Source organism: Sphingopyxis sp. LC363 (assembly GCF_000756385.1).
Lineage (GTDB): Bacteria > Pseudomonadota > Alphaproteobacteria > Sphingomonadales > Sphingomonadaceae > Sphingopyxis.
The window spans coordinates 42,468-59,787 of sequence record NZ_JNFC01000056.1 but is presented as its reverse complement, the minus strand read 5'-3'; the positions used below and the strand labels follow the sequence as shown (position 1 = coordinate 59,787).

21 protein-coding genes are annotated in these 17,320 nt (G+C 66.5%); 11 read left to right on the top strand and 10 right to left on the bottom strand.

Annotated features, from left to right (window positions below):
* From FG95_RS16930 to FG95_RS16880, 11 genes are all read left to right on the top strand, one after another.
* Window positions 1-828, top strand: a complete 828-nt coding sequence (locus FG95_RS16930) for a flagellar hook-basal body complex protein (RefSeq protein ID WP_037557406.1) — start codon at window positions 1-3, stop codon at window positions 826-828.
* A 35-nt stretch (window positions 829-863) separates the two neighbouring features.
* Window positions 864-1,607 carry a flagellar basal-body rod protein FlgF gene (flgF, locus tag FG95_RS16925; protein ID WP_037557405.1) on the top strand — a complete coding sequence of 248 codons (744 nt, stop codon included), beginning with the start codon at window positions 864-866 and terminating at the stop codon, window positions 1,605-1,607.
* Window positions 1,608-1,630: 23 nt separating this feature from the next.
* A complete protein-coding gene (gene flgG, locus FG95_RS16920) occupies window positions 1,631-2,416 on the top strand; it encodes a flagellar basal-body rod protein FlgG (protein ID WP_037557404.1) in 786 nt (261 codons plus the stop codon).
* Window positions 2,397-3,056 (top strand): flagellar basal body L-ring protein FlgH, encoded by a 660-nt coding sequence (locus FG95_RS16915; protein ID WP_037557403.1) that lies wholly within the window; start codon window positions 2,397-2,399, stop codon window positions 3,054-3,056. The genes flgG and FG95_RS16915 overlap by 20 nt, the downstream gene beginning before the upstream one ends.
* Before the next feature lie 13 nt (window positions 3,057-3,069).
* Window positions 3,070-4,179 (top strand): flagellar basal body P-ring protein FlgI, encoded by a 1,110-nt coding sequence (locus FG95_RS16910; protein WP_052182463.1) that lies wholly within the window; start codon window positions 3,070-3,072, stop codon window positions 4,177-4,179.
* Window positions 4,176-4,493, top strand: a complete 318-nt coding sequence (locus FG95_RS16905) for a rod-binding protein (protein WP_037557402.1) — start codon at window positions 4,176-4,178, stop codon at window positions 4,491-4,493. The genes FG95_RS16910 and FG95_RS16905 overlap by 4 nt, the downstream gene beginning before the upstream one ends.
* Window positions 4,490-5,815 (top strand): flagellar hook-associated protein FlgK, encoded by a 1,326-nt coding sequence (gene flgK, locus FG95_RS16900; protein ID WP_037557401.1) that lies wholly within the window; start codon window positions 4,490-4,492, stop codon window positions 5,813-5,815. The genes FG95_RS16905 and flgK overlap by 4 nt, the downstream gene beginning before the upstream one ends.
* A gap of 13 nt (window positions 5,816-5,828) precedes the next feature.
* A complete protein-coding gene (locus FG95_RS16895; RefSeq protein WP_037557400.1) occupies window positions 5,829-6,659 on the top strand; it encodes a flagellin N-terminal helical domain-containing protein in 831 nt (276 codons plus the stop codon).
* Window positions 6,660-6,776: 117 nt separating this feature from the next.
* The gene (gene motA, locus FG95_RS16890) at window positions 6,777-7,640 is read left to right on the top strand and encodes a flagellar motor stator protein MotA (protein ID WP_037557399.1); all 864 of its coding nucleotides are present in this window, start codon (window positions 6,777-6,779) and stop codon (window positions 7,638-7,640) included.
* On the top strand, window positions 7,640-8,503 hold the full coding sequence (locus FG95_RS16885) for a flagellar motor protein MotB (protein WP_037557398.1): 864 nt from the start codon (window positions 7,640-7,642) through the stop codon (window positions 8,501-8,503). The genes motA and FG95_RS16885 overlap by 1 nt, the downstream gene beginning before the upstream one ends.
* Before the next feature lie 180 nt (window positions 8,504-8,683).
* Window positions 8,684-9,745: a sigma-54 interaction domain-containing protein gene (locus FG95_RS16880; RefSeq protein WP_037557397.1), complete on the top strand. Its 1,062-nt coding sequence runs from the start codon at window positions 8,684-8,686 to the stop codon at window positions 9,743-9,745.
* Between the two features lie 385 nt (window positions 9,746-10,130).
* On the opposite strand, the gene FG95_RS16875 is transcribed toward FG95_RS16880, so the two are convergent.
* The 10 genes from FG95_RS16875 to FG95_RS16830 all read right to left on the bottom strand — a co-directional run bounded on the left by FG95_RS16875 (window position 10,131) and on the right by FG95_RS16830 (window position 17,310).
* A complete protein-coding gene (locus FG95_RS16875) occupies window positions 10,131-10,520 on the bottom strand; it encodes a flagellar export chaperone FliS (protein WP_037557396.1) in 390 nt (129 codons plus the stop codon).
* 22 nt (window positions 10,521-10,542) lie between these two features.
* A complete protein-coding gene (gene fliD, locus FG95_RS16870) occupies window positions 10,543-11,913 on the bottom strand; it encodes a flagellar filament capping protein FliD (RefSeq protein ID WP_037557395.1) in 1,371 nt (456 codons plus the stop codon).
* 44 nt (window positions 11,914-11,957) lie between these two features.
* Complete coding sequence (locus FG95_RS16865) at window positions 11,958-13,097, bottom strand: EscU/YscU/HrcU family type III secretion system export apparatus switch protein (protein ID WP_037557394.1); 1,140 nt, start codon at window positions 13,095-13,097, stop codon at window positions 11,958-11,960.
* A 3-nt stretch (window positions 13,098-13,100) separates the two neighbouring features.
* Complete coding sequence (gene fliR, locus FG95_RS16860; RefSeq protein WP_037557393.1) at window positions 13,101-13,880, bottom strand: flagellar biosynthetic protein FliR; 780 nt, start codon at window positions 13,878-13,880, stop codon at window positions 13,101-13,103.
* A 16-nt stretch (window positions 13,881-13,896) separates the two neighbouring features.
* On the bottom strand, window positions 13,897-14,166 hold the full coding sequence (locus FG95_RS16855; RefSeq protein ID WP_037557392.1) for a flagellar biosynthetic protein FliQ: 270 nt from the start codon (window positions 14,164-14,166) through the stop codon (window positions 13,897-13,899).
* 228 nt (window positions 14,167-14,394) lie between these two features.
* Window positions 14,395-15,165, bottom strand: a complete 771-nt coding sequence (gene fliP / locus FG95_RS16850; protein WP_037557391.1) for a flagellar type III secretion system pore protein FliP — start codon at window positions 15,163-15,165, stop codon at window positions 14,395-14,397.
* Complete coding sequence (locus FG95_RS16845) at window positions 15,155-15,433, bottom strand: flagellar biosynthetic protein FliO (RefSeq protein WP_037557390.1); 279 nt, start codon at window positions 15,431-15,433, stop codon at window positions 15,155-15,157. Before FG95_RS16845 ends, fliP begins: the two co-directional genes overlap by 11 nt.
* Window positions 15,433-15,765, bottom strand: a complete 333-nt coding sequence (gene fliN / locus FG95_RS16840; RefSeq protein WP_037557389.1) for a flagellar motor switch protein FliN — start codon at window positions 15,763-15,765, stop codon at window positions 15,433-15,435. Before fliN ends, FG95_RS16845 begins: the two co-directional genes overlap by 1 nt.
* The gene (locus tag FG95_RS16835) at window positions 15,758-16,678 is read right to left on the bottom strand and encodes a flagellar motor switch protein FliM (protein WP_235211603.1); all 921 of its coding nucleotides are present in this window, start codon (window positions 16,676-16,678) and stop codon (window positions 15,758-15,760) included. The genes fliN and FG95_RS16835 overlap by 8 nt, the downstream gene beginning before the upstream one ends.
* A 26-nt stretch (window positions 16,679-16,704) precedes the next feature.
* A complete protein-coding gene (locus FG95_RS16830) occupies window positions 16,705-17,310 on the bottom strand; it encodes a flagellar basal body-associated FliL family protein (RefSeq protein WP_037557387.1) in 606 nt (201 codons plus the stop codon).
* Between the last annotated feature and the right edge of the window lie 10 nt (window positions 17,311-17,320).

Sequence of the window (17,320 nt, the reverse complement as noted above, 5' to 3'; positions counted from 1 at the left end):
ATGTCATTCTATACCTCGCTCTCGGGCCTCAAGGCTTCGCAGACCGATATGTCGGTCATCTCGAACAATATCGCCAACGCCGGCTCGGTCGGCTTCAAGCGCAGCAAGGCGCAGTTCGGCGATATCTTCGCCTCGTCGCCGACGCAGTCGACGAAGACGATCGCGGGCCAGGGCACGCGCCTCAACGGCATCACCCAGCAGTTCACGCAGGGATCGTACGAAGCGAGCGAAAAGACGCTCGACATGGCGATCGTCGGCGAGGGCCTGTTCATCGTGAAGGGCAATCCGCCGACCGAAGCGATCACCTATACGCGCAACGGCTCGTTCGAACCGACGCCCGACGGCTATGTCATCGACACGACGGGTTCGAAGCTGCAGCTGCTGCCCGTCGATGCCGACGGCAATGTCACCAACAACACGCTCGCCGGCGCCTTCGACATGCAGCTGCCCACGGGCGCGCCGTCCGACCCGACCGCGTCGCTGGTCAATGTGTCGATCGGACTCGACGGCCTCGTCACCGCGACTTTCGCGAACGGGGAAGACCAGATGCTCGGCAAGGTTGCGATGGCGACCTTCCCGACGATGTCGGGCCTGCGTCCGACGGGCGATGCGCACTGGCAGTCGACGGGCGAAAGCGGCCCGCCGACGATCGACGGCCCGACCAGCGGCTCGATGGGCGCGGTCCGTTCGGGCGCGCTCGAACGCTCGAACGTCGATATCACCGAGGAGCTGGTGATGCTGATGTCGGCGCAGCGCAATTTCCAGGCGAATGCCAAGGCGATCGAGGGCGCGTCGCAGCTGACCCAGACGATCATCGGCATGCGCTGACGCAGCCCTGACCACCGCCTGCCGGGAGTATCCAGATGGACCGCCTCATCTATACCAGCCTTACCGCGATGCGGGGCAGCATGTCCCGGCAGACGGCGATCGCCAACAATCTGGCGAACGCGCAGACACCCGGCTTCCGCGCCGATATGGCCAATGCGCAGTCGCTGTGGCTCGACGGCAGCGGGCTCGACGCGCGTGCGATGGCGTCCGAGGAAGTGCTCGGCGCCGACATGCGCGCCGGGACCGTCACCCAGACGGGCCGCGACCTCGACATCGCGATGCAGGGCGATGCCTTGCTGGTGGTGCAGGCGAAGGACGGCGAAGAGGCGTACACGCGGCGCGGCGACCTGCAAGTCTCGCCGAGCGGGCTGCTCACCACCGGCGACGGCAACCCCGTGCAGGGGACGCAGGGCCCGGTGACGATCCCGCCCGCCGACGCGATCAACATCGACCAGGAAGGCCGCGTGTGGGTCGTGCCGCAGGGCGGCGATCCCGAAAATCCGCAGGAGGTCGACCGGCTGCGGCTCGCGACTCCCGCGGGGTCGGAAATCGTCAAAGGCCTCGATGGCCTGTTCCGCGTCAAGGGCGGCGGCATATTGCCGGACGACCCCGAAGCGCGGCTGCTCACCCGCTCGATCGAAGGATCGAACGTCACCGCGACCAGCACGCTCGTCGAGATGATCGAGGCGAGCCGCAGCTGGGACACCCAATTGAAGATGATCAGCGACGTGCGCGACATGGACAGCGCGACCGCCAATCTGATGCAGCTCCCCCGTTAGAGCACGCTCAAGGAGAATATGAAATGAGTATCGGTGCCTTGCACGTCGCGCGGACCGGTCTGGATGCCCAGGGCTTCCGGATGCAGGTGATCGCCAACAACCTCGCCAACGTCAACACCACGGGCTTCAAGCGCGACCGCGCGAGCTTCGAGACGCTGAGCTATCAATTGATGACGCAGGCCGGCGCGCCTTCGACCGCGGAAAATCGCTATGCGACGGGGCTCAATCTCGGCACCGGCGTCGCACTCAACGGCACCGCGCGCATCGATACGCAGGGCGCGTTCCAGACGACGGGCAACGGGCTCGACGTCGCGATCGACGGCGCCGGCTATTTCCAGGTCGAAATGCCCGACGGGCGCATCGGCTATACTCGCGCGGGCAATTTCGGCCGCGCCCCCGACGGCACGATCGTGACGTCGGACGGCAAGCCGCTGACCCCCGCGATCCAGCTTCCCGAGGATGCGAGCAATGTGACGATCGGTCTCGATGGCACCGTCTCGGCGACCGCCGCCGACGGCACCGCGCTCGAACTCGGCCGGATCGAGATCGCGCGCTTCGCCAACCCGGCGGGGCTGCAGGCGATCGGCGGCAACATGCTCGTCGAAACGCAGGCCTCGGGTGCGCCGCTCGTTGGCGGCGCGGGCGAGGAAGGCCGTGGCTCGCTCCGCGGCGGGATGCTCGAGGGATCGAACGTCAATGTCGTCGAGGAGCTCGTCGACATGATCGAGACGCAGCGCGCCTATGAGGTCAATTCGAAGATGATCTCGGCGACCGACGAGATGATGAAAAATGCGTCGCAGACTCTCTAGGCTGGCGATGCTGGCCGTCGCGCTCGCGCCTGTCTTGGCGCACGCGAAGGACAAGCTGCCGCCCGACGCCTTTGCGGCGTCGATGCCGCTGCCGCCTCCTCCGCCGCCGGCGAACGGCTCGATCTTTCAGGGCGCTTATGTGCCGCTGACGTCGGGCGGGCGCGCGGGCGCGGTCGGCGACATCGTCACGATCCAGCTCGTCGAGCGCACCGCGGCGACGAAAAGCAATGCTGCGGGCACCCAGCGCGACGGCGATATCGGCCTCACGCCGCCGACCACCGGACCGCTGTCGCTGTTCAACCCCAGCGATATAGCAATGGGGGGAGGCCAGCAGTTCAAGGGCAAGGGCGAAGCGTCGCAGTCGAATGCGCTGTCGGGCGAGGTCAGCGTGACCGTCGCCGCCGTCTATCCCAACGGCACGATGCTGGTGAAGGGCGAGAAATTCCTGACCCTCAACCGCGGCGACGAGCGCGTCCAGATCTCGGGGATAGTGCGCGCGATCGACATCAGCCCCGACAACCGCATCCTGTCGACCCGCGTCGCCAACGCGCACATCCGCTACGTCGGCAAGGGCGAGATCGCGCGCGCGAGCCGGCAAGGCTGGCTGCAGCGTTTCTTCTCGATCATCAGCCCCTTCTAACAAGGAATTTGAAGTGACCCAGCGTCCGATCCTGTTCACCCTTTTTGCGCTGCTGCTCGCGAGCTTCGCCTTCGCGGCGCCCGCGCACGCCGAGCGCATCAAGGACATGGGCCAATTCCAGGGGCTGCGCGCGAACCAGCTGACGGGCTACGGCCTGGTCGTGGGCCTCGCCGGCACCGGCGACGACAGCCTCGACTATTCGACGTTGGGCATGCGCGGCGCGGTGTCGCGCTTCGGCCTGACGCTGCCGCCCGGAGTGAACCCGGCGCTCAAGAACGCCGCGGCGGTGATGATCACCGCCGAACTGCCGCCCTTCGCCAAGCCCGGCCAGCGGCTCGACGTCACCGTCTCGGCGATCGGCAAGGCAAAATCCTTACGCGGCGGCACGCTCGTGCTCGCGCCGCTCTATGGCGCCGACGGACAGATTTACGCGATGGTGCAGGGTAACCTCGTCATTGGCGGGCTCGGCGTCGATGCCGCCGACGGGTCGAAGCTGACTGTCAATGTGCCGTCGAGCGGGCGCATCGCGGGCGGTGCGACGGTCGAACGCGCGGTCGACACCGGCTTTGCGACCGCCAGCTATCTGACCTTCAACCTCCACCAGTTCGACGCGACCAATGCGAAGCGCGTCACCGACGCGATCAACGCCGCGCTCCCCGCCACCGCATCGATGATCGACGGCGCGAGCATCGCGATCCGCGCCAGCGGAAACGGCGACGAGCGGATGCGGCTGATGTCGCAGATCGAGAATCTCGGCGTGACGCGCGCCGAACCGCCGGCGAAAGTGATCGTCAACGCGCGCACCGGCACGGTGGTGATCAACGGCGCGGTCCGCGTCGGTACCGCCGCAGTCAGCCACGGCAAGCTCACCGTGTCGATCAAGGAAGCGCCGATGGTCGTCCAGCCCGCGCCGTTCAGCCGCGGCCAGACCGCGATCGAGCCATCGAGCGAGATCGAAGTCACCGAAGATTATCGCCCGGCCTTCCTGATGAACCCCAATGCCTCGCTCTCCGATCTGGTCGATTCGATCAACCGGCTGGGCGTTCCCCCCGGCGACCTCGTCGCCATCCTCGAGGCGCTGAGCCAGGCCGGCGCGCTCACTGCGGAACTGGTGATCATATGACGAGCCCCATTTCTTCCGTTTCGGCGACGCCCACCCCCGCGGCTGCGGGGGGCGGCGACGGCGGGCTGCGCAAGGCGGCCGAGGCGTTCGAAGCCGTGATCCTGCGCCAGCTGATGGCGTCGATGCGGCAGGCGAAGCTTGCCGACGACATCTTCGGGTCGAGCGCGACCGACAATTTCCGCGAGATGGCCGACGCGCGCACCGCCGACAGCCTCGCCGCGATGCGCCAGTTCGGCATCGCCGACATGGTCGAGCGGCAGTTCCGCGGACCGCTCGGCGGGCTTGCCACGCGCTCGGGCGGAGGCGTGCAATGAGCGACTTGCTCGGCATCGGCTACAGCGGGCTCAAGGCCTATTCGCGCGCGCTCTCGACGATCGGCGACAATATCGCCAACGCCCAGACGCCCGGATACGCGCGGCGGCGGCTCGAAATGATGGAAGCCGTCGGCGGCGGCAATTCGATCTTCTATCGCGGCAACACCAATCCGGGCGGCGTCGACATCCGCGGCCTCGACCGTTCGGTCGACGCGTGGCTGATCGAGGATTCGCGCCTCACCTCGGGCGATGCCGAACGCGCGGCGACGAAGCTCGACTGGCTGGGCAAGGTCGAAGGCGCCTTGAGCGACGAGACGAACGGGATCAAGACCGGCCTCACCAACCTCTATACGACCGCCGACCAGCTGACCTCGGATCCGTCGAACCGGACGCTGCGCGCCCAGTTTCTGCAGTCGGTCGACGACATCGCATCGGGATTCCGCACCGCCGCGAACGAACTCGACAAGATGGGCGAGGGGATCGAGGGCGCCGCCGCGAGCGAGGTCGACACGTTCAACGCGAACCTCGATGCGCTCGAACAGATCAACATCGGGCTGCGCAAGGCGCGGCCGGGATCGACGAACGAAGCGAGCCTGCTCGACGAGCGCGACCGATTGCTCGACAAATTGTCGTCGCAGGCGGGGGTCAGCGCGAGTTTCGACAATAATGGCGCGGTGACGCTGCGCGCCGCCGGATCGGGCGACCTGCTTGTCGGCGGCGGGGTTGTGAACCCGATTTCGGTGACTGCCGCGGCCGACGGGCGGCTGTCGTACAGTATCGGCGGATCGCCGCTTGCCATCTCGACGGGATCGCTCGCCGGGCTCGCCGAGGGGGCGAACCATGTCGCCGACCAGCGCGCCGCGCTCGACACGATGGCGAGTGATTTCGCCACCCAGCTCAACGCCGCGCATCAGGCGGGTACCGATGCCGGCGGCAATCCGGGGCAGCCGTTGTTCACGGGCACCAGCGCCGCGACCTTGACCGCCACGACGCTGACCCCCGATCAGGTGGCGGCCGCCGACGCGTCGGGCAGCAACGGCAATATGCTGGCGTTCGGCTCGATGCGGGGGGCGGACGATCCCGAGGCGCGCTGGTCGGGCCATATGGCCTCGCAGGCGCAGACGGTCGCGTCGTCGCGCGCGCAGGATGCCGCCGCCGCGACGCGCGCCGACGCGTCGGCCGCCGCGCGCGATGGGGTCAGCCAGGTCGATCTCGACACCGAGGCGGCCGAATTGCTGCGCTTCCAGCAGGCCTATTCGGCCGCCGCGCGCACGATCCAGGTCGCGCGCGAAACGATGCAAACGCTCTTGAGCTCGCTGTAAGGAGGCCGGGACGATGATCAACGCCGTGGGCAATCGCATGACGCGCGAAATCGCGCGCCAACAAAAGCTCGCCGACGCGCTCGAGCGGACGCAGATCCAGATTTCGGGCGGCAAGAAGCTCCTCCGAATGTCCGACGATCCGGTCGCGGCGCGCCGCATCGCGACGATCGGCACGACGCAGGCGAGCATGGCCGCCTGGTCGGCGAACGTCAATTCGGCCTCGGCACTCGTGTCGCAGGCCGACGGGGTGATGAAATCGGTGAGCGACCTGATGTCGCGCGCACGCGAGCTGACGCTCGCCGCCGCGAGCGATACCGCGAACCCCACCGACCGCGCGACGATTGCGGCCGAACTCGGGACGATCGCCGACGAGCTCGACGCGCTCGCGGCGACCCGCGATTCGAACGGCGATCCGGTATTCGCCGCCGGCGCCGCGCGCGTGATGCGCTTCGATTCTGACGTCACCTTTGCGCCGGTACCGTCGGCGGCCGATGTTTTTGTCGTCGGGGGCAACAGCCTGTCGACGGGAATCCGCGACGCCGCGATGGCAGTCGCCGCGAACGACAAGGCGGGAATGAACGCATCCTTGGGATCGCTCGACACCGCGATCAGCCACGTCGCCGACGAACATGCCAAGATCGGCCTGTCGGGCGGTCGCCTCGACCGCATCGGCGACGGTCTTGCATCGCGCGGGATCGCGCTCAAGGACGAACGCTCGGTGGTCGAGGATACCAATCTCGAAGAGGCGATCGCCCAGCTCCATGCGCAGGATTTGACGCTGCAGGCCGCGCAGGCGGCCTTCGCCAAGATCAACCGGCAGACCTTGTTCGATATTTTGGGCTGACGGCCCTCAATCTTGCGACGGCGCTGCCGTTAATCATCAAGACGTCCCCGAGTTAGTGGGGGCCTGAGTTTGCGGGGCCGGCCTCGACAGCCGGGTCCCGAATGGAGTTGCGCGCACATGTTTCCCGTTGTCGGCATCGTCGTCTTGATCCTGCTGGTCTTCGGGGGCTTTGCGCTGACCGGGGGCAACCTCGGCCCCGTGATGCACGCGCTGCCGCACGAGATGCTGATCATCGGCGGCGCGGCGCTCGGCTCGCTGATCATCGGCAATTCGGGCGCCGACCTGAAGGCGCTCGCCGGCGGGCTCGGCAAGGTTTTCAAGGGACCGCAATACAAGAAGCAGGATTATCTCGACTGCATCCTGCTCGTCTCGACGTTGATGAAGATGATGCGCACTGAGGGGCCGGTCGCGGTCGAGCCGCATATCGAGGATCCGAAGAATTCGACGATCTTTCAGCAATATCCCAAGCTTTTGAAGGACGACACGCTCGTCCATCTGATCTGCGACACGCTGCGTCTGGTGGTCGTGTCGTCGGGGACGCTCGACCCGCACGCGGTCGAGGAGGTGATGGACAATGCGCTGAAAAGCCACCACCACCACAGCCTGAAGCCCGCCGAAGGCTTGCAGAGCCTCGCCGACGCGCTCCCCGCGCTCGGCATCGTCGCGGCGGTGCTCGGCGTCGTCAAGACGATGGGCTCGATCGACCAGCCGCCGGCGATCCTCGGTGCGATGATCGGCTCGGCGCTTGTTGGCACCTTTCTCGGCGTGCTGCTCGCCTATGGCCTCGTCGGCCCGTTCGCGACGCGCGCCAAGACGGTGATCGAAAGCGACGGCGCCATCTATCACACGGTGAAGCAGCTGATCATCGCCTCGCTCCACGGCCATCCGCAGCCGCTGGTGATCGAGGCAGCGCGTTCGGGCGTCGACCATCATAACCAGCCGAGCTTCGCCGAAGTCTTTGATGGCATGAGAGGCCGCTGATGGCCGCGCGCCCGAACACGCCGCCGCGGCCGATCATCGTCAAGAAGGTGATTCAGGAAGCGCATGGCGGCCACCACGGCGGCGCGTGGAAGGTCGCCTATGCCGACTTCGTCACCGCGATGATGGCCTTCTTCCTCCTGATGTGGCTGCTCGGCGCGACCAACGAGGCCCAGCGCAAGGCGCTCGCCGACTATTTCGCGCCGACGATCGTGCAGACGAAAACCGAAACCGCGGGATCGAACGGCCTGTTCGGCGGCGATTCGCTGGTGGCGGCGGATCGCTATCCGCATGGCGCCGCACAAACGGGCACGCGCGCGATGACGATCCCGCGCGATGCGGTCGGCGGCCCGCGCGAGGCGTCGGGGCGCGAACGCAAAGCCGAATCGAAAAAGTTCAACGCGCTCGCCCAGTCGCTGAAGGAGCGGCTCCAGAGCCGCGCCGACCTCAAGCGCCTCGCGCGCAACCTGCGCTTCACCGAAACGCTCGAAGGGCTGCGCATCGACATCGTCGACGACGCCGACGTCTCGATGTTCGCGATCGGCACCAGTCAACTGACCCCGTCCGGCGCGAAGCTGTTCGCCGAGGTCGCGGCGCTGATCGCCGAAGTGCCCAACCGGGTGATGATCCGCGGGCACACCGACGCTGCACCCTGGTCGGCGAAATCGGGCACCAACAACTGGCGCCTGTCGGTCGACCGCGCCGAGGTCACGCGCCACTATCTTTCGTTCCGCGGCATCGCGTCGGAGCGGTTCGCGCGAATCGAAGGGGTCGCCGATCGCGAGCCCTATGTCCCTTCCGACCGATTCGATCCGCGCAATCGCCGTATCTCGATCACCCTCGGGTGGCGGTCGGTGAACGATTAGTGCCAATTTGGCAGCATATCGGCGATAGTTAACGCGTTTGTGGCGTTAATGCTTTCATTTTGGCGATATCCCTTTGTTTTGAATAGCTTAGCGAGAACCAAATAAGCTTTTGTTTACCAGTTTCGTCAATTGCTGAGTCCATCGAAGGGGCACCGAGCGGGCGGTGCGGTGGAGACCAAAATGACACTGGGGCACAACAATAATGCAGCGCTCGAAGCGCTGATCATCGGGTCGAGCCCGGCGGTTTGCCGGCTGCGCGAGATGATCCGCCGCGTGGCGCGATCGAACGCTTCGGTGATGCTCTGCGGCCCGTCGGGCTCGGGCAAGGAACTGGTCGCCCGGGCGATCCACGACGAAGGCGTCCGTGCGGGCAAGGCCTTTTCGGCGATCAACTGCGGCGCGATCCCCGGCGAACTTATCGAATCCGAACTGTTCGGGCATGAAAAGGGCAGCTTCACCGGCGCCCATGCCCGCCGCATCGGTCATTTCGAAGCGAGCGAGGGCGGCACGCTCTTCCTCGACGAAATCGGCGACATGCGTTTCGACATGCAGGTGAAACTGCTCCGCGTGCTCGAAGACCGGACGATCGTCCGCGTCGGCAGCAGCGAGGTGAAGGCCGTCGACGTCCGCGTCATTTCGGCCACCCATCAGGATCTCGGCGCCGCGATCGCCGAAGGCAAGTTCCGCGAAGACCTGTTCTTCCGGCTCGGCGTGGTTGTGCTCCAGGTCCCCAGCCTGGCCAGCCGCGTCGAGGATATTCCGGCGCTCGTCCGCCACTTCCAGCGCCGGATGCCGGCCGATGCCAAATGCCGCTATGACGACGCCGCGATGGCGCTCCTCATGCAGCACGCCTGGCCGGGCAATGTGCGCGAACTCCGCAATTTCGTCGAACGCGCCAGTGTTCTCCACGGCGGCGAGACGCTCGGCGCCGACGATGTCGCGATGCTTTTGAACCCCACCGCAGCGCTTGCACCCCGGCCGGCTGTCCCCAGCAGTCCCGCCGCGGTGCAGGCCGGCGCGGACGATTTCACGACGCCCGCGACGCCCTATGCCAAGACGCCGGCACCGGGCCGCCCGATTGACCTCAAGCGCGAGATCGAGACGATCGAACTCGAACAGATCCACGTCGCGCTCGACCTCGCCGACGGGATCATTTCGGAAGCCGCGCGCCTGCTGACGCTGAAGCGCACGACGCTGATCGAGAAGATGCGCAAATATGGCGTCCACCAGCAGGCCGCCTGACGGCCCGCGCGACACAGGTTTCAGCACCCGCTGAAAAAGGGGGCTCTGGTCCGCTCCCGCACCACCCGGCCGCCCGTCCCCACCTAGGGCGGCCGGGTACCCATCAGGTTATCAAATATGAACGGCACCGGCCGGCTCCTTCATACGACGGGCGAGCCGTTCGTTATGATCAGTGCGAGAGCGGCGTGCGTCAAATCCGATCCGCATCCCCGAGCCCATCGACTGCTCTGGCGGGCGCTCAGGATAAACTTCGGCCTTTGGCCGAAGACGAGGGGCCCGTTCGAGCGGAGCGAGAACCGAAAACGTCGCAGCCTCGACTTCGCTCGGCATAGCTCCTCGTCTTCGCTCGGGGGATGCGGATATTTCAGATTGCGCGCAATGGGCGCTAACGAAGCTGTCGCCAGGCGGCGCTGATCGTCAGGATTCCTTCGAGAAGTTCGGAAAGCCCCTCGGCGCTGTTCGCCGCCACGGCATCGTCGAGCTTGCGGCGCATGCTGCGGTAGACGCGCGAGAGCGCGGTCGCAACATCGCCGCCCTTGTCGCGGTCGAGATTGACGTCGAGGCCGATCAGGATCGCGCGCGCGCGATGCGCGGGTTCGGTCGCCGAAATGCGCTGCCCCTGCCGCACCATCGCGGCGAGGACGCCGACGGCGGTTTCGAGCTCGTCGTAAAGCATTGTCACCAGCTCGATCGGGTCGGCGGCGGCGGCGCGGCTTTCGTTCTGCAAGCGGCGATAAAGTCCGGTCGCCCGGACGGTCGAGGCGGTAGCGGTCACGGTCCTGGTCCCCACGCTCTGGTTAGTCATTGCCCTGATTCGACCAGAGCTTGATCTGTTGTTCCAGATAGGATTGCGTCGCCTTGAACGCGGCCAGCTTCGCTTCGAGCGCGCCATATTGCTTCTCGAGGCGCTTCTTGTACGCGTCCTCGCGTTCCTCGATCTTCTCGAGCTGGTCGGCGAGATTTTCCTTTTTCGTGTCGAGCGATTTCGACACGCGATCGATCGCGCCATTGACCCCGACCGCCTTGTCGCGGATCGCGTCGAGCGCGAAGGCGATGCCGGGGTCGCTCTGTTCGGTGTGGGTGGCGTCGCGACGCGGGTTGAACAGCGCCTCGACCGCGCCGGCGTCGGTTTCGAGCGCCTTGTCGAGCCTTTTATTGTCGACCGACAGCAGACCTTCCTTCGTTACCGAAACGCCGATGTCGGACAGCTGGTTGATGCTGCCGTGGCTCGAAACCACCTTGTGGAGGAGCCCGCCGAGTTCGCGTTCGAGTTCGCGCAATCCGGTCGTCGGGCCCGACAGGCTCGATGCGGCGACGAGGCTTTTCTTGAGCTGGTTATAGACCGCGACAAAATCGCCGACGGTCTGCTTGATCATGTCGAGCGGGCGGCTCGCGCCGATATCGACGGGCTGACCCGGCGCCGCTTTCTTGAGCGTGAGCGACATGCCCGGGACGACGTCGTCGACGATGTTGGTCGCGCGGCTGAAAGCGATGCCGTCGATGGTGAATTCGGCGTTGGCGGCGCTTTGACCCTCGGTCATGCCGCCGCCGGTGGTAAAGGCCGAGAGGCCCGGATCGGCGCCGGCATCGGCGGTGAGGGTGAAGGCGCCCGCTTCGCCGGTCGGGCCTTTCAGGATCAGGCGATGCCCGCCTTCGTCGGCGATGATCGACGCGGTGACGCCCGCGCCGCTCGCGTTGATTGCGTTCGCAAGCCCGTCGAGGCTGTTGTTCGTCGCGTCGATCGTGATCGTCTTGGCGACGCCGCCGACGGTCAGCGTCATCGTGCCCGCGCCGATCGCGGCGGTCTTGTCGGTGACAACGCCCGAATAATTGGTCTGCGCGCGCGCGAGCTGGTTCACGACGACCGTCGCGGCAAAGCTGTCGGCGGAAAGGCCCGCGCGGCTGGTGGCGCCGAGCACGCTTTCATCCGACACGGTGGGCGTGCTGCGCAGCGTGCCGTCATTGACCATCTGGCTCAGCGAATCGGCGAATCCGTCGAGATCGGCGCGCGCCTGCGCGAGCGCGCTGATCCGCGTTTGGTTCGCCTGCGTCAATTCGGTCATGCGCGCGATCTTGGGGTCACGCGACGCGTTCGACAGGTCGGTAACGAGCTGTTTGACGTCGAGGCCCGAGCCGAACCCGAGGCTGTTGGCGATTGAACTGACCATGGCAAATATCCTTCGCACTGCTTAACGGCGGCGCGCAGGGAAGATTAAGCCTGACGCCGGCCTTCGGGATCGAAGCGGTGCGAAGGCGGCACGTCGACTGCAGGCTGGCTGAGCCCGTCGGCGACCGCGCGTTCCAATTGGAAGACGAAGGCGAGCACGGTCGCGACCGCGACGAACAATTCTTCCGGAATCACGCGGCCCGCGCGCGCGGTGAAATAGATGGCGCGGGTGAGCTGCGGATATTCGAGCATCGGCACATTGGCGGCGCGCGCCAGCTCGCGGATCGACAGTGCGACATCGCCGCGTCCGCGCGCGACGACGACCGGCGCGGCGTCGGTCCCGGGACGATAGCGCAGCGCGACCGAGAAATGCGTCGGGTTGGTCAGGACGACGGTCGCTTCCGACACCGCCTTGCGCGCCGACCCGCTCAAAATCTCGTGTGCGCGCTGGCGCTGCGCCTGCTTGAGTTCGGGGGCGCCGTCGGACTGGCGCATCTCCTCCTTGATCTCCTGCTTGCTCATCATCAGCCGCTTGTTGCGCTGGAACCATTGCACCGGGACATCGATCAGCGCGATGACGACGAGCCCGCCGGCGAGCGTCAGCATCGCGTGGCCGACCGCCTTTCCGGCAAGGCCGATCGCGGCGATCAGGTCGGTCGATGCCATCGTCATGATCGCGGGCAGACTGCTTGCGACGAGCCAGTAACCGATCGTCCCGAGCAGCAGCACTTTCGCGATCGCCTTGCCGAGCTCGGTCGCGCCCTGCATGCCGAACATGCGTTTGAGCCCGCTCAGCGGGTTGATCCGGTTGCCCTTGAAGTGGAGCGCCTTGCCGCGCCAGCCTATCGAGCCGAGCATCGCCGGACCTGCGACGGCGGCGCCGAGCGCGAGCGCGAACAGGCTCGCGAGCGGCAGCAAAATCTCGACGCCGTTGCGCATCAGCGCCTCGGCGGGCGCGAAATCGGCGACGTCGGCTGCGGTCAGCGTCAGCCCGCGACGGACGAGGTCGCCCGCCGACTGGACGAACCAGCCGCCCGCGGCGACGATCCAGCCCGCGGCGGCGAGCATCATCAGCGCGGTCGCCAACTCGCGCGATATCAGCACATCGCCCTCGCGCGCCGAATCGGCGAGCTTCTTCGCGGTCGGCTGTTCGGTTTTCTGGTCCTTGTCGCTGCCTTCGGCCATGGCTCAGATTCCCGCGACCATGCGCGCGGCGTCGAGCGCGTCGGAGAGGATGCGCGCGACCGCCTCGGCCATCGCGGGCGTCGCGACGCCGAGCAGCACGATCCCGGCGAGCAGGGTCGCGGGGATGCCGACCGCGAACAGGTTGAGCGCGGGCGCCGAGCGGCCGATCACGCCCATGATGATCTGGACGAGAATGAGCACGAAGCCGACGGGCATCGCGATCGTCAGCCCCGCCGCGAACATCAGGCTCCCGAAGCGGATGAGGCCGCCGATCGCGTCCCACGAGGGAAAGGCGTTGCCGGGCGGCAGCGCGTCATAGCTGCCCACGATGATGTCGATCAGCAGCAGATGGCCGTCGGCGGCGAGGAAGAGCGCCGTCGCCATCATCGACAGGAACTGGCCGATCGCCGAACTCGACGCGCCGCTCAACGGATCGACCATCGACGCGAAGCCGAGGCCCATCGCATTGCTGATCACTTCGCCCGCGAGCAAGGCGGCGGCGAGTCCCATCTGGAGCACGAAGCCGATCGCGAGCCCGATCACGACCTCGCCGATGACGAAGAAAAAGCCCGGAACCGACACGATGCCTTCGGGCGGCAGCGCCATGCCCGATGCCGCGACCGCGGGCACCCCGACCGCGAGCGCGATCACGAGCCGAAGCTGTACCGGCACATTCGCGGCGCCGAACACCGGCGCTGCGATAAAGGCGGCGCCGGGGCGGATCATCCCCAGCATCCACAGCTGAAGCATCGCCTCGATATTCGGGATGTCGGCGGGGTTCATCGACGTGCCGCGAGCCCTAACGGACGAGCGCCGGAATCTGCGCGAACAACTCGCGCGTGAAGTCGGTGAGCAGCACGAGGATGCTGCCGCCGAAGATCGCGAGGCAGATCGCCGCGACGATCAGCTTGGGCACGAAGGTCAAAGTCTGTTCGTTGATCGAGGTCGCCGCCTGCACCATGCCGAGCAGCACGCCGATGACGAGCACCGGCAACAGCAGCGGCGCCGAGGCGAGCGCAAGGATCCACAGCGACTGCTGCGCGACCCCGATGAAATAGTCGGCTTCCATGGCCTCAGTGCCTGCTGTCGAGCGACTGGCCCGCCCTGACCGGTTCGATTTTGTCCCGGTGCAGGGCAGGCGAAGCGCCGCGATGCGATACGTCCCGCTGGGGGACCAATGTGACGATGGGCCAAAAGCGGCCGGTTCCGAAGGGGCTCCAGCGCCGCGGCGCGCGGTGCTCCCCGGAAACCTGCGCCGCGGCGCAATCGAGGTAGGTCAATCCCATCGTACCGGACCCTAACTCACGAAGGAGGAGGCGAGCGATCCCATCGTCAGCGCCCAGCCGTCGACGAGGACGAAGAGCAGCAGCTTGAACGGCATCGATATGATCGTCGGCGACAGCATCATCATACCGAGCGACATCAGTGCCGATGCGACGATCAGGTCGATGACGAGGAAGGGGAGGAAGATGAGGAAGCCGATCTGGAACGCGGTCTTGAGCTCGCTGGTGACGAAGGCGGGGAGCAGGATCGAGAAGGGGACGTCCTTCGGGCTCGCATAGCTCGGCGCCTTGGCGATCTTCGCGAACATCATCAGGTCGGTCTTGCGCGTCTGCTTCATCATGAAACCGTGGAGCGCATCGCCCGAGCGCGACACCGCTTCGCCGATGTCGATCTGTTCCTGACCATAAGGTTCGATCGCGACGCGGTTCACTTCGCTGATCACCGGCGCCATCACGAACAGCGAGAGAAAGAGGCTGAGGCCGACGAGCACCTGGTTCGGCGGCGTCTGTTGCAGCCCGAGCGCGTGGCGCAGGATCGACAGCACGATGATGATCCGCGTGAAGCTCGTCATCATCAGCAGCAGCGACGGCAGCACCGTCAGCAGGCTCATCAGGACGAGGATCTGGAGCGACAGGCTCAAGGGTCGGCCGTCGCCGCCGATCTCGTTCACCGCGCGGCTGAGGCCGTCGGCCGCCTGTGCATAGGCCGCCGGCGCGGTGCAGAGCAGCGCGCCGCCGCCGGCGAGCGCCGCGGCACGCAGCCAGAAGCGGCGGTCAGTCGACATGGAAATCCCCCTGCGCGTCGTCGGCAATCCGCGTGATCCCGTTACGCGACACCGCGACGAGAATCCGCTGCCCCGCGAATTCGACGACCGCGAGCTTCGATCCCGGGCCGAGCGGCAGCACGTCGATCATTTCGACCGCGCGCGTCTTGGTCGCGCCGCCGACGAGCGGCACGCCCATCTGGACGCGCTTCCACAGCCACAGGCTGCCCCACGCCATGCCGCCGACGATCGGCAGCAGGATGAGCAGGCGGAGGATATATTCGAACATCAGGCTCTCCGTTCGAAGCCTTCGAGCCCGCGCGCCGGCGCGACGACTTCGGCGACCTGAATGCCGTAGCGGCCATCGACGCTGACGATTTCGCCCTTCGCGATGAGGGTGCCGTTGGCATAGATGTCGAGCAGGTCGGTCGCGGCGCGATCGAGCTCGATCACGCTGCCTTCGCCCAATGCGAGCAACTCGGAAAGCGTCATCGAGGTCGACCCGACCTCGACCGACACGCGCAGCGAGACGCCGGCGAGCAGGTCGAAATTGGGCGCGGCGGCGATGCTCTTGTCGCGCCGGTCGGCGCGCGCCTTCGGGGCGTCGGCGATGTCAGTCATTGTCCGGTCCTTTTTCGATATGGTCGATCATGATCGCGGCGTTGCCATTGGCTTCGCCGATGCTGCCGAACGCGAAGCTGCGCCCGGCGACGGTCACCGGCACATGGCGCGGCATGGAAAGCGGAATGATGTCGCCGACCTCGAGCGCGAGCAGCTTGACGAGGCTGATCTCGGGACGCGCGAGCACCGAGCGAACGGGCATGCGCACGTCGCGCAGCGCCTTGTCGAGCGCGCCCGACCAGACCGGATCGCCGCCGCCGGCGGCCGGCATGTCGGGAAGCAGTTCGTCGCCCGCGATCCCGCGCAGCGCCGCGACCGGATAGGCGCACAGGATGACGCGCCCGTCGAAAGGCGCGCCGCGCAGCGTGAAACGCTGCACGAACAATTCGTCCTCGGCGCGCACCGCGGCGAGCTTCGCCGGATCGGCGGTAACGCAGTCGAGTTCGGGTTCGAGTGCCAGCTTGCCGCGCCAGGCGGCGGCGAGCTGCATCCCGATGTCGCGGCCGAGCCGCGCGGCGAAGCGGTCTTCGGCGTCGGTCAGCTCTTCGCGTTCGGCGGCGAGCTGGCCGCGGCCGCCATAGAAGATATCGACGAGCTGGAGCAGCAGCGAGCGCGATCCGGCGAGCAGCACCGGGCCTTTGAGCGGCGCCGCGTGATAGCGCCAGAAGATCGCAGGCGCGGCCGACGCGCTCCACTCGGCAAAGCTCATCTGTTCGGCGCCGGCGCGCTCGACCTGAATCGCCGGCGCACCGAGCGCGCGGATAAGGTCGCGCAGGCTGCGCGCGAACTGGTTCGCGACGCCCTCGAGCGCGGGAAAGGCATAGCTATCCGCCGCCTTGCGCAGCAGGAGCGATTCCTTGCTGTCCGCGGGCGCGGCCGCGGGAGCCGGTGGAGAAGCCCTTGGGGCCTTCACGGCTTTGACGGATTTCGTGCCGGTGGTCACTGGATCACCAGACTCGTGAAATAGACATTGTCGATACCCCCGAAACCTTCCTTCTCGCGCAGCACATCGTTGATCGCGGTCGTCAACTGGCGTTGAAGCCGCTGTTTCCCCTCTGATGTGGAGAGCAGAGCCGGATTCTGTTCGGCGAGCACCATAAGCACGACCGAGCGGATCGGCACTGCCTGCCGTTTGATATTATTGATAACCTTGCCGTCGTAGAAGGTCGAAAGGCTGATACCGATCTGCAAAAAGCCCGATCCGTCGGCGAGGTTCGTCGTGAAGCTTTCGGTGATCGGATAATAGGTGATCTCATACGTGCGCGGATCGACCTTGAACTTGTCGTTCGGGACCGAGACGGTTCCGACCTTGAGCGGCGCTTCCTTGTTGTCGCCCTCGGCGGCGGGTTCGGCGCCGTCCTCGCTGCGCACGACGAGCTTGGGATAATTATCCTCGGGCTTCGCTTCATGCGCCTGCAGCGCGCCGAAATAGATGCCCGCGCCCGCGCCGGCGCCGATCAGCGCGATCGCCGCGACCCCGATCAGCAGCAGCTTTTTGAACTTGCCCTTTTTCTTGGGGGCGCCTTCGACATTATCCTTGGCCATGATGAGACCC